General features: G+C 63.7%; 11 protein-coding genes. 6 read left to right on the forward strand and 5 right to left on the reverse strand.

The annotated features are described in order from the left end of the window. Positions 1–367: 367 nt before the first annotated feature. From CTR2_RS10555 to CTR2_RS10580, 6 genes are all read left to right on the forward strand, one after another. On the forward strand, positions 368–874 hold the full coding sequence (locus tag CTR2_RS10555) for a sigma-70 family RNA polymerase sigma factor (RefSeq protein ID WP_034349759.1): 507 nt from the start codon (positions 368–370) through the stop codon (positions 872–874). Positions 875–879: 5 nt separating this feature from the next. Beyond that, positions 880–1,833: a DUF4880 domain-containing protein gene (locus CTR2_RS10560; protein ID WP_087084128.1), complete on the forward strand. Its 954-nt coding sequence runs from the start codon at positions 880–882 to the stop codon at positions 1,831–1,833. A 109-nt stretch (positions 1,834–1,942) separates the two neighbouring features. Beyond that, a complete protein-coding gene (locus CTR2_RS10565) occupies positions 1,943–4,384 on the forward strand; it encodes a TonB-dependent siderophore receptor (protein WP_087084648.1) in 2,442 nt (813 codons plus the stop codon). Between the two features lie 284 nt (positions 4,385–4,668). Beyond that, positions 4,669–4,959, forward strand: a complete 291-nt coding sequence (locus CTR2_RS10570) for a DUF3649 domain-containing protein (protein ID WP_087084127.1) — start codon at positions 4,669–4,671, stop codon at positions 4,957–4,959. Between the two features lie 2 nt (positions 4,960–4,961). After that, positions 4,962–6,638 carry a PepSY-associated TM helix domain-containing protein gene (locus tag CTR2_RS10575; RefSeq protein WP_087084126.1) on the forward strand — a complete coding sequence of 559 codons (1,677 nt, stop codon included), beginning with the start codon at positions 4,962–4,964 and terminating at the stop codon, positions 6,636–6,638. Further along, positions 6,635–6,979: a DUF3325 domain-containing protein gene (locus tag CTR2_RS10580; RefSeq protein WP_087084125.1), complete on the forward strand. Its 345-nt coding sequence runs from the start codon at positions 6,635–6,637 to the stop codon at positions 6,977–6,979. The genes CTR2_RS10575 and CTR2_RS10580 overlap by 4 nt, the downstream gene beginning before the upstream one ends. Before the next feature lie 215 nt (positions 6,980–7,194). Here the strand turns inward: CTR2_RS10580 and CTR2_RS10585 are convergent, their stop codons facing one another. From CTR2_RS10585 to CTR2_RS10605, 5 genes are all read right to left on the reverse strand, one after another. Beyond that, a complete protein-coding gene (locus tag CTR2_RS10585) occupies positions 7,195–7,713 on the reverse strand; it encodes an ABC transporter substrate-binding protein (protein WP_087084124.1) in 519 nt (172 codons plus the stop codon). Between the two features lie 314 nt (positions 7,714–8,027). Further along, positions 8,028–8,585: an NADPH-dependent FMN reductase gene (locus CTR2_RS10590; RefSeq protein WP_087084123.1), complete on the reverse strand. Its 558-nt coding sequence runs from the start codon at positions 8,583–8,585 to the stop codon at positions 8,028–8,030. Between the two features lie 143 nt (positions 8,586–8,728). Further along, a complete protein-coding gene (gene serB / locus CTR2_RS10595; protein WP_087084122.1) occupies positions 8,729–9,442 on the reverse strand; it encodes a phosphoserine phosphatase SerB in 714 nt (237 codons plus the stop codon). 143 nt (positions 9,443–9,585) lie between these two features. Continuing rightward, positions 9,586–10,608, reverse strand: coding sequence for a Bug family tripartite tricarboxylate transporter substrate binding protein (locus CTR2_RS10600; RefSeq protein ID WP_087084121.1), 1,023 nt, complete (start codon positions 10,606–10,608; stop codon positions 9,586–9,588). A gap of 167 nt (positions 10,609–10,775) precedes the next feature. Continuing rightward, positions 10,776–11,447, reverse strand: a complete 672-nt coding sequence (locus CTR2_RS10605) for a hypothetical protein (protein WP_087084120.1) — start codon at positions 11,445–11,447, stop codon at positions 10,776–10,778. Between the last annotated feature and the right edge of the window lie 8 nt (positions 11,448–11,455).

An 11,455-nucleotide genomic window follows, 5' to 3' on the forward strand; every position in this document is an offset into this window, starting at 1 on the left:
ACCTGGGTCGGAAACTGCTCGGTTCCGGACATTTGCATCAACCACCTGTCGAGTAAAGCATCGCAGAGCTCAACAGCGCAATAGTCTTGCAATCATCCAACAGGTGTCGGGAGGTTGCTGCGAGCATTCTCCCGAGAGGGGCGCCACCTGCGCGAATGGCCAGAAGCGGAGTTCCAGACTCCGAGTATTCCTGATGAATGATTGTGCAGGGTCGAGCCTTTTCTCCGTGCTTGTCGCGGGCACAAGGCGATGCTGCCCGGCAGAAGATGGCGCTGAAGCATATGCGGAAATAGTGAAGGCATTGAGAAAATCTGAAATGAGAATTGATATCATTTGAGGTCTGTTTGAGATCTATCCCCATTGCACCATGCCCGTTGTCGAAACAGCTTCCCATCGTGAAGTCGCCGCGCTTTACACAGATCATCACGGTTGGTTGCAGGGCTGGTTGCGCCGAAAGGTCGGCAATGCCTTTGACGCAGCAGATCTGACGCAAGACACTTTTGTCCGTATCCTGGGCGTGCGTGAGCCGCCGCGCATAGAGTCGCCGCGTGCTTATCTGACCACCGTGGCCAAGGGGGTGCTTGTCAACTGGTGCCGACGGCAGGCGCTGGAGCGTGCCTATCTGGAGGCTCTGGCCCTGTTGCCGGAGCCTGAAGCGCCGTCGCCGGAGCACCGGGCCCTGGTGCTGGAGGCCCTGCATGAGATAGATGCCATGCTTGATGCCTTGCCGCCGCTGGTACGGCGCACTTTTTTGCTTTCACAGCTGGAGGACATGAAGTACGACGATATTGCCTTGCAACTGGGCGTATCGCTGACCAGCGTCAAGCGTTACATGGCCCAGGCTTTCAGGCAGTGTCTGGCGTTGATGGAATGACTGCAATGGATGCACGTTTGCTGGACGAGGCTGCGGACTGGCTGGTCCGTCTGAACGATGAAGGTCTGACGGCTGCCGAACGCGTTGCCTTCGAGCGCTGGCGCCAGGCCAGTCCCGCCCATGAAGGTGCCTGGATGCGGGCCGAGCGGCTGATGGACAAGCTGGGCGGGCTGCCGCCGGCGCTGGCCATGCCGGCGCTGGGCCGATCACAGCGTCGCAGCCGACGGGCCGCTGTGGCCAGGCTGGCTGTTTTGCTGGCAGCCGTGCCTGGTGGCTGGATGAGCTGGCGTGTGGCACAGCAGCAGGGATGGGCAGCCGACCTGCGTACTGTCGCTGGCGAGCAGCGCCTCGTGACATTGGCCGATGGCAGCCGTTTGCTGCTGGATACAGGAACGGCCGTCGATGTCCGGTTTGATGCTCATCAGCGCCTGATACATCTGCGCCGGGGCTCGATCTTGCTGGAAACAGCTGCCGACCCCAGTGGCGTGGACCGGCCGTTGCTGGTTGCGACGGCCGTGGGGCGCCTGCGGGCGCTGGGCACACGCTTTTCGGTGCAGCAGAACAGCGAGGGCAAATTCGTGGATCTGGCCGTAACCCAGGGGGCGGTCGAAGTCACATTGCTCGGAGCCTCCCGGCCCGCGCTGGTGGTGCCCGCAGGCAACTGGGCGAGGTTGACTGCGCTGGGCGCAGGGGGGCTGCAGACAGTACGGCCGCAGCAACTGGCCTGGGTGCACGGCATGCTGGTGGCGGACGCCATGCCCATGGCAGAAGTCTGCGCCCAGCTGTCGCGTTACCGGCCCGGCCTGCTGCACTGTGCCCCGGAGGTGGTGTCCATCAAAGTGTCGGGCGCGTACCCCTTGGCCGATACCGACCGGGCATTGGCCATGCTGGCCGAAACCTATGCCGTGACGGTGCACCGGCGTTGGCAGGGTTACTGGGTCACGGTGGCGGCTCGCTGAGTTCACAAGCAAGGCATCTTCAAAAAAATGCACGAAGGTGAGACTTTCTGGGAAGTTGTTTGGCAAGCAAGGTGAACCACTCATTTTTGCTTCCAAAGGACTGTCTTTCATGCCTGCTTCCATGGCCTCCCGTTCCCTATCGAATCCTGTAATCAGCCCGGTTGCGCGCGCCGCGCAGCTTGCCTTGCTGGGCTGGGCGCTGGCGGCGACCTCCGTGCAGGCCGCCGAGCCGCCCATAGCCGGGCAGGTTCAGGCCTACCGGATAGAAGCAGGCCCGCTGGGCCGGGTGTTGTCCGAGGTGGCGGCTACGGCCGGCATGGCACTGTCGTTCGATCCTGCGCTCACACAAGGGAGGCAAAGCCCGGTGCTTTCCGGCAGCTATACGCCGCGCGAGGCACTGCAGCGCCTGCTGGCTGGCAGCGGGCTGGAGCTGGTGCCGCGTCACGGCGGTAGTTACACCTTGCAAAGGCAGACCGTGGCGCCCGTCTCGAGTGAGGAGGGCAGCACGCTGTCCGAGGTGCGTGTCACGGCTCAGGCCGAACGCAGCGGCACCACGGAAGGCACTGGCAGCTACACCCAGACTGGTCCCAGCCGCACGGCAACGGGTCTGGGCCTGACATTGCGCGAGACGCCGCAGTCGGTGAGCGTGATGACACGCCAGCGCATGGATGACTTCAAGCTGGAGACGTTGGCCGATGTGCTTGAGCAGACCCCGGGCATAGGCGTCTATCGACAGAACAACGCGACGGATTTCCAGGCCCGCGGCTCGGAGGTGAATCTGCAGGTCGACGGCATGTCCCAGCTCAGCAATGGCTGGTACTTTGTCACCAGCACCATGTATGCGCTGGACGATATGGCGGAGATGGACCGCGTCGAGGTGCTCAAAGGCTCGTCGGGACTGGTTGTCGGCAAGGGCGGCTATGGCGCCACCGTCAACCTGATCCGCAAGCGTCCCACACGCGAGTTCCAGGCCAGCGTGCGCGCCAATGCCGGCAGCTGGGATACCTACCGTGCACAAGCCGATATAGGCGGCTCGCTCAACGAGGCGGGGACGCTGCGCGGCCGCGTGGTTGCGTCCATGACGGATGCGGGCAGCTTTCGCGACAACGAAAAGAGCAACAGCAAGATGCTGTTCGGCACGCTGGAGGCCGACCTCACCCCCGATACCTTGCTGAACCTGGGCATCACGCTGCGCCAGCGCGAGGCACGCGGCTTCGGCACGACCCGACCCATCCAGCGCTACACCGCAGCGGGTGCCGAAGTGGGGCTGATGCCGCGCTCGTTCAACAACGGTGCACCCTGGTCGGGCTATGAACAGGAAAGCACCGAGCTGTTCGGCAGCGTGGAGCAACGTCTGGCTCATGACTGGACGGCAAGCCTGAAGTTCTTCCATCAGAGCGTGAAGATGGACGACATGAAGCTGGGATATCTCTGGAACAGCACCACCGCTGCCTATCTGCCATGGCAGGACGTGGAAAACCGCAACTGGTCGGTCAATCTCGACGTCAAAGGTCCTTTCACCCTGCTGGGCCGCACGCACGAGCTGCTGGCCGGCGTGGGCATGTCGCGCTACCACAGCGGCTTGCTCTACGGCAGCTCGAAGAGTGTTTCCCTGGCCAATCTGGGCCTGAACTATGCCCAGGGCGGCGGTGCGCTGGCGCAGCCTGATTTCCGCAACTGGAACTATGACCGCCATGTCTTCAACCAGCGTCAGCAGTATGCCTATACGGCAGGGCGCTTCCGCCTGGCGGAGCCTCTGCAGCTGATAGCCGGCATGCGCGTGACGCAGTACCGCCAGCATGATGTGACGCCCACCTGGTGGAACTACGATATGCGCGAGACCGTCACCACGCCCTATGCCGGCCTGGTCTACGAAGTGCATCCTCAGGTCTCGCTGTACGGTAGCTACGCGACCATCTTCAAACCTCAAAGCGCCCAGGACGAGCTGGGGCGTACCCTCGATCCCGAGCAAGGCAAGACCTATGAGGTCGGGGCCAAGGCCGAGTTCTTCGACAAGCGGCTCAACGCCAGCATCGCTCACTTCTGGATGAAGACCGATAACTCGGCCGAGGAGACAGGCGGTTTCACCCCTGGCGGCGATATGGCCTACCGTGCCGTCAGCGGAGCCACGCGGCGCGGCTGGGAGCTGGAGCTGTCGGGAGAGCTGGCGCGCGGCTGGCAGGTGCAGGGCAGTCTGGTGCAGCAAAACAGCTCGCTGACCAGCTCCAGCCAGTATCCCAAGTACCAGCTCAAGCTCGGCAGCACCTACCGCTTCGATGGCGGGTCGCTGCGCGGCCTGACGGTGGGAGCGGCCACTCGCTGGCAAAGCAAGACCTCGACCAGCGACAGCCACAACACCCTGGCGCAGCAGTCCTATGCCGTGCTGGACCTGATGGCCCGCTACCAGGTCGACAAGCATCTGTCGCTGAGCCTGAACGTGAACAACCTGCTGGACAAGAAGTACTTTGCCGGTGTCAGCAGCCTGGGCGGCCTGTACTACACCTGGGGCGCGCCGCGCAGCGTGAACGTGGGCATGCGCTACGACTTCTGAGTGCAGACAGCACTCCTGACCTGGAGGCCGCCGGTGCCCTCGGCCTGAGTGCAGCGGCGCTCCAGGCTGGCGATCTCTGCTGCCGCTGCCATGGTTCAGCCAAGGCTCTGTGTGGACTGGCGGCGGCAAGCCTGCGCCTTTGCAGGTCCTGCCCCTCAAGCCCGCTTGTGCCAGGGCGTGGCGCGGATGACCCTTTTTGGGTTTTCGTTTGTCATACAGAGAGACAGGCCCTGCGGCCTGCTTCGCCCTGGGTTGTCTTGGGCATCCATCTCTCTCCTTATGTCATGACCCCCTTCTTTCTAAGCTTCGCGGGCAGCAGCGTCCTATCCCGGTTGCTGGCCGCCGTCCTGGGCGGCTACCTGCTGGCCAGTGCCCTGGCCGTCTTCCTTGCCACAGTCTTGCCTGCATCGCGTGCCGAGGCTGTGCTCGCCGGCATGCTGTGGAGTTTTGCGCTGCACGTGCTGGCCGTGATCTGGGCCTTCTCGCCTGTGTCGCCCGGCCGCGTCTGGCTGGGTCTGCTGCTGCCGGCAGCCGTCATGGCAGCGGCATCAGCCTGGCTGGCAGGGAGTGCTTGAGCATGGCCGAGCAGAAAAAAACCTCTGGCGCCGGGCAGGGCGGCTTTCGCCAGGCCCAGGCCTGGCTGCATACCTGGTGCGGGTTGTGGTTCTCATGGCTGCTGTTCGCGGTGTTCCTGACGGGCACGCTGGCAGTCTTTGCTGAGCCTATTTCGCACTGGATGACGCCCGAGCACCATGCCGAAGAGGCCGAGCGTGCGCAGACGGCAGCCACCAACAAGCAAGGGGGCGACCTCGCGCAGCGGCTGGCATGGGGCTTGGCCTATATGGAAAAACACCATCCGGGGGCCGAGATGTGGGAGCTATGGCCCTCGGATGCCCAGGGAGCCGGCGACCTGCGTGTGTACTGGTTCGATGAAAAGCGCCAGTACGCCTCGGCCCAGCTGGATTCCGCTACCGGACAGCCACAGCCAGCTCATGGCGCTGTGCGCGCCACCCAGGGCGGCCACCATTTCGTGGATTTCCACTATCGGCTGCATGCGGGGCAGGCGGGACTCTGGGTGGTCGGCATTGCCGGCATGGCCATGCTGGTGGCGCTGCTCAGCGGCGTCATCACGCACAGGCGCATCTTCAAGGATTTCTTCACCTTTCGTGCCCATAAAGGTCAGCGCAGCTGGCTGGATGCCCACAATGCGGTGGCGGTGCTGACGCTGCCGTTCCAGATCATGATTGCCTACACGGGGATTGCCATCTCCGCGTCAACATTCATGCCGGCCGGCATTGCGGCCTATTTCGGTACCGGCAGCCAGGGGCTGCACTCCTATGTGGTTGCGCTCAACGAGTCGGACAGGCCTGAGCGTTCGGGCCGGGTAATGGCTGTTCCGGATCTGGAGCCGTTTGCTCGGCGCGGTCAGGCGCTGATGGGCCAGCCTGTGCGGGCCGTGGTCGTGGACAACCCTGGCGACGCGGCCGCGCGCATCGGTGTCTACGGCTGGAACGACGATGCTGAAATGCAGCGGCGTCTGAGCCCGACGACCGGCATGGCGATGTTCTCGGCGGCGACCGCAGAAGTGCTGACTCTGCGCCAGCCTGGTGATGTGGACGGTGGTGGCGCCTCCATGGCCAAGTCGGTGATGGGCAGTCTGCACCAGGTGGAGTTCGGCGGACAGCCGCTCAAATGGCTGTATTTCGTGTGCGGGCTGGCCGGCAGCGCCATGATGGCAACCGGGGCCATTCTGTTCATGGTCAAGCGTCGCAGCAAGCATCTGGGCCGGCAGGCTGGCGAGTTCGGCAGTGCCACGGCGCGCGTGTACCGGCTCATCGAAGGGCTCAATGTAGCGGCCATCACGGGTCTGAGTCTGGGCTGCATCGGCTATCTGTGGGCCAACCGCCTGGTTCCCGTCGGGCTGTCCCATAGAGCGAGTTGGGAGCTGGCGGTGTTCTTCGGGCTCTGGAGTCTGGCGCTGCTGCATGCCCTGGTGCGTGCTCCCTCCGCGGCATGGAAGGAGCAGCTGGGCCTGCTGGCACTGTTGTGTCTGTTGCTGCCGCTGCTGAACTGGCTCACGGTCGGGGACAGCCTGCCGGCCCAGATTGCTCGCGGCGACTGGGAGAGCGCGGGCGTGGAGTTGTGTGCCATGGCGCTGGGATTGCTTGCCGCCTGGGCCTGGGCTTGCCTGAGGCGCCGCGGCGCCGACGCAGCGCGGCGTGTTCCTGCAGTCAAGATGGAGGTGGGAGCATGAATGCACTGCAAGCTTCGGTACTGGCGTTTGCGCTGGCCTTTGCCGGCATGGTGGCACTGGCTTTTGCCATGGAGCGCCATCATGAACAGCTCACGGGAGCCATGGAGATTTCTCCGGCTCGATCGCGGCTGTTGCGCTGCGCAGGAGTGCTTCTGCTGGTGGTGGCAGCCATGCCCTGTTTGCAGGCCTGGGGCTTCTCGGTGGGGGTCGTGGCCTGGCTGGGCTGGCTGTCGATAGGAGCGCTGCTCGCTGTCGCCCTGATCAGCGCTGCCGCCCGTTGGGCCGCAGTTGCTGGCTGCATTCTTGCTGCGGCGGCGCTGGCTTGGGTCTGGAGCGTGTGACAAGGATCTGGCTGCGCGCCATTGCATGGTCTGCGTTGCAGACCTTGTCTGTTGCCAGGGCTGCACCGTAGCTGGCAACGTACGGTGGCTGGAGACACCCGGAGGCACGCAGAAAGGGATGAAAAAAGGGATGCTGAGCGCATCCCTTTTTGAATGAGGCCGGTAGGTCTGAATGCCTGGTCGGCCTGTATTGAAGCCCGGTTGAGGGCTGATGATTACTTGGCGGCCGCGCGTGCGGCTTCTGCCTTGGCCTTGGCCTCGTCCAGCTTCTTTTGCAGAGCGGCGGCTTCCGCTTCAGCCTTCTTGGCCTCTTCTTCCTTGGCCTTCTTGGCTTCGGCTTCCTTGTCGCCACCCATGGCGCCGGCAATGGCATTGCCGGCCATGGTGCCAGCCACGGCACCGACGGCAGCGCCTGCCATGGTGCCCATCATGCCGGAGCCACGAGTGGCAGGAGCCGCTGCAGCTGTGGGGGCGGCCGCAGGAGCTGCCGCTGCAGCGGGGGCTGCGGGGGTGGCAGGTGCCGCAGCCTTGGGCGCGGCGGCGGCAGGAGCCACGGGTGCGGGCTGAGCCGGCGCCTTGTTGCCGATGCTGGCAGGGCGAACGGACTTGCTGCTGCCCATGCGCTTGGCCTGAGCCAGCGAAGGCACGGTCAGCGATGCGATGGCGATGGCAATCACGGAGGCAGCAGCACGGTACGAAGTCTTCACGAATTGGTTTCCAGTCATGGTTGTCATAGATGGCCGCCTGCTTCTCAAGGGTGCAGACAACCAGCATGCCTTGTGACGCTTATCGCATCAGGCTTGCTTGCTATGGTATTTAAAGTCAATGGTTGGATTTTCAAGGTGCTGAACTGAAACTGTCCGTAAAAGGACAGGGCTCAGACCCTGGCGGCCGGATGTTGTGTGATGTATGAGGCCGCACGCTATTGTAGGAACAGTCTGCGTGCGCAAAAGTTCCAGCAGTCTTCAATGCAGGGAAATAGTCATGAAATGCCCCGCAGCGCCTGAAACGCGAGCGGGGCATGCCATCGAGCCAGAGGAAGATTGGTTTAGCGCTTCTGGTGCAACTGCACCCAGTCCAGAAAGCGTGTCATGTACTTGACGAGGAAGTCATGGCTGCCCTGGCCGATCTTGCCGTCGGCGTCGAGCAGCGTGTCGGACCAGCGCACAAAGCCCTCGGGTTGGGGCAGGGTAGGCATGTCCAGCGACACCAGCACATTGCGCAGGTGCTGCTGGGCCATGGCCGTGGCGGCCGCGCCGGGCGAGCTGCCGATCACGGCGGCCGGCAGTCCTGCCCAGACGGATTGGCCATAGGGACGGCTCAGGCCATCGAGCACGTTCTTGAGCGATGCGGGGATGGAGCGGTTGTACTCGGGCGTCACGAATAGAACGCCGTGGCAGCCGCGAATCTGGGGTTTGAGGTCGTCGAAGGGCTTGAAATCGGGGGTGTTGTCGAAGTCGCGGTTGTAGAGCGGCAGGCGGCTGATATCGATGAATTCGAAATCGGCCTTGTCCTGCATGAGCGCGGCTAGGCCCTGGCCGAGCTGGCGGTTGATGGACTGCTTGCTGAGGCTGCCCACGATGACGGCGATTCTGAGTTGGCTCATGCTCTGACCTTTCGACCGGGTTGGGGGAGATGCATGGCACTGTAGCAAAGCTGCCGGGGATTGCCGCGTCGCAGCGGGCGCACAAAAGCCGCTGTCCCCGGGAGCAGGGACAGCGGCTTGGTGCTGGGCTGGTCTGTTTCAGCCTATCGGAGCACTTCCAGCAGGCGATCCAGGCCGCCCTCGTTGATGGCGACCTTGGCCTCGTTGCGCACGCGCGGCTTGGCGTGGTAGGCCACGGACAGGCCTGCCGCCTGCATCATGGGGATGTCGTTGCTGCCGTCGCCCACGGCAATGCACTGGCTGGCATCGATGCCGATCAGCGAAGCCACTTCCAGCAAGGTGCGGCGCTTTTCCGCGCCGTCGCAGATATCGCCCCAGGCCTGCTCGACCAGCCCGCCGGTCAGCACGCCGTCCTTGATCTCCAGCACATTGGCGCGCACAAAGTCGATATCCAGCAGGCCGCGCACATGCTCGGCAAAGTAGGTAAAGCCGCCGGAGACCAGCAGCACCTTCAGGCCGGCGGCCTTGGCGGCCCTGACCAGCGTCTCGGCACCCGGCGAGAGTTTCAGGCGTTCGGTCAGAACGCGGGCCATGTCGGCCTCGGTCACTCCGACCAGCTTGCCTACGCGCTGGCGAAGGCTGTCCTTGAAGTCGGTGATTTCGCCGCGCATGGTGGCTTCTGTGATGGCCGCTACTTCAGCCTTCTTGCCCGTGGCGTCGGCGATTTCGTCGATGCACTCGATGGTGATCAGCGTCGAGTCCATATCAAAGGCGATGAGCTTGTAGTCCGCCAGCTTCTGGGGGGCGGTAAAGCCGCGGATCATCAGGCCGGGAGCGAATTCGGTGGCGTCGGTCATTGCGAGTCGTGCGAATGAGGGGGTAGCAGAAAGGGGAATGGCGGAGATCGGGTCTGCGCCATTCCTCAAGATGGCCGCCATTATCCGCTGTTGTGGCGGGCTTCGGCTGGCCATTTCCCTCTGAGTCTGCCCCTGGTGCGCGCCTACTGCGGCTGAATGCCTGCGGCCTTGACCAGTTCGGCATGCAGTCTGATGTCCTGGGCCACGGTCTGCCTGAGCTGCTCGGGCGTCGATGGCGCGACTTCCATGCCGTTTTCACCGAGCTTGGTCTTGATCTCGCTGTCCAGTGCAACGCGCACGGCGCGGTTGAGCTTGTCGATCACGGGCTGCGGTGTCTTGGCCGGGGCGAACAGGCCGACCCAGGCCGAGAGGTTGAGGTCGGCAAAACCGCCTTCCGCCATGGTCGGGGTGTTGGGCAGCATGGCCGCGCGCCTGGGTGCCATCAGCGCCAGGGCATGCAGCTTGCCGGCCTGGATATGGGGCAGGGCTTCGGGCAGCACGGCAAACAACATGTCCACATTGCCCGCCAGCGTATCGTTGACGGCTGGCGCGCCGCCTTTGTAGGGCACGTGCAGCATCTTGGCCTGGGTGCGGGTTTCAAACATCAGTGCGGCCAGATGCTGGGGACTGCCGTCGCCGGATGAGGCAAAGGTCAGCTTGCCCGGTGCGGCCTTCGCTGCCGCCACCACGGCAGCCACACTGGGGAATTTCTGCTTGTCCTTGACCACCAGCACCATGGGCTGGTTCACCAGCTTGCTGACGGGCGCGAAGTCGGTCTCGGGGTCATAGGGCAGGGATTTGAAAATGCTCTTGTTGGTGGTCAGGAATGAGGCCGGCGAGACCATCAGCGTATAGCCGTCCGGGGCGGAACGTGCCACGGCCGGTGTACCGATCTGGCCCGAGGCACCGGCGCGGTTGTCCACTACAAAAGGCTGCTTGAGTTCGCTGGCCAGCTTTTGACTCACGACTCGGGCAATCATGTCGGCGCTGCCTCCGGCGGGCAGGGCGACTATGACCTTGACTGCACGCTCGGGATAGGCGTCCTGTGCCTGGGCCGTGGCGGCAAAGCCTGCCACCAGCGCGCAGGCCAGCGCGGGGCGAGCCATGGCATGAACGGCATGGCGAATTTTGCGGTTGGCGATATTGCGGACGGGTTGGAGCAGCATGCGATCCCTCTCTTTCTCAAGATATGCACCAGCTTGGTGATGGCTGCAGTGCGATAACCCGATGATGAGCAAGCCCTGTGCCAAATGCCTTGGCGTTTTGCCGGATGGGAAAGATGCGGTTTGCGCAGTTGCCGGGAAAGTGGCAGAGCTGATGCGCCTCGACGGCTTCAGCTTTCAGGATTGCCAGGCGGCTGCAGATATATGGCATCCGACCAGGTGGCCACCCAGTGCGGGCGAAAGACTACGAACACCGCCGTCAGCATGCCGGTGGTCACGCCATCGGCCCAGGCCATGAGCCAGCGGGCCATGCGCGAGAGGTCTTCGTTGACATTGGGCAGCACATGGCCTGCCCATTGGCCGACCAGAGACGCGACAAAAAGACACAGAACTGTGCCCAAAAAGCCGCGCAAAAGAATGAATACAAAAATGTTGTGCCAGCACCAGCGGCGTACTGCCACACCCCAGAGCATGGCCAGCGTGGCCGGCACCAGACCTTGCCAGACCACCATGCCAAGGGCTTCTTCCAGTCCCAAGGCAGGAGCCAGTGCAAAAGCTATGGAGCCCACCGAGAGCAGCACGGGTACTGCAAGCGGCCAGCCAATCAAAAGCACGACCAGCGGTGCACCAGACCAGCGCAACTGCAGCGGCGTCTGGTGCAGCGCAGGCAGTGCCCAGACCCAGGGCAGCAGCACCAGAATGGCCAGCAGCGGCGTGACCAGCGGCGACAGCACCGGGTCATGCAGGCCACCGGGGCCGGCCCGGCTGCCCAGCATGCGCCAGGGGCGGCAGAGCAGGGCCAGCAACAGGGCCTGCAGGGCAATGGCGGCTTCAAGAAACATGGCGGCTC

Origin of the sequence: Comamonas thiooxydans (genome assembly GCF_002157685.2) — a bacterium.
Taxonomy (GTDB): Bacteria; Pseudomonadota; Gammaproteobacteria; order Burkholderiales; family Burkholderiaceae_C; genus Comamonas; species Comamonas testosteroni_H.

Coding starts and splice junctions, on each gene's coding strand:
- CTR2_RS10585 (WP_087084124.1), bottom strand. CDS start 7,713: ATGACAACCATGACTGGAAACCAATTCGTGAAGACTTCGTACCGTGCT.
- CTR2_RS10590 (WP_087084123.1), bottom strand. CDS start 8,585: ATGAGCCAACTCAGAATCGCCGTCATCGTGGGCAGCCTCAGCAAGCAG.
- CTR2_RS10565 (WP_087084648.1), top strand. CDS start 1,943: ATGCCTGCTTCCATGGCCTCCCGTTCCCTATCGAATCCTGTAATCAGC.
- CTR2_RS10560 (WP_087084128.1), top strand. CDS start 880: ATGGATGCACGTTTGCTGGACGAGGCTGCGGACTGGCTGGTCCGTCTG.
- CTR2_RS10570 (WP_087084127.1), top strand. CDS start 4,669: ATGACCCCCTTCTTTCTAAGCTTCGCGGGCAGCAGCGTCCTATCCCGG.
- CTR2_RS10555 (WP_034349759.1), top strand. CDS start 368: ATGCCCGTTGTCGAAACAGCTTCCCATCGTGAAGTCGCCGCGCTTTAC.
- CTR2_RS10605 (WP_087084120.1), bottom strand. CDS start 11,447: ATGTTTCTTGAAGCCGCCATTGCCCTGCAGGCCCTGTTGCTGGCCCTG.
- CTR2_RS10600 (WP_087084121.1), bottom strand. CDS start 10,608: ATGCTGCTCCAACCCGTCCGCAATATCGCCAACCGCAAAATTCGCCAT.
- serB (WP_087084122.1), bottom strand. CDS start 9,442: ATGACCGACGCCACCGAATTCGCTCCCGGCCTGATGATCCGCGGCTTT.
- CTR2_RS10575 (WP_087084126.1), top strand. CDS start 4,962: ATGGCCGAGCAGAAAAAAACCTCTGGCGCCGGGCAGGGCGGCTTTCGC.
- CTR2_RS10580 (WP_087084125.1), top strand. CDS start 6,635: ATGAATGCACTGCAAGCTTCGGTACTGGCGTTTGCGCTGGCCTTTGCC.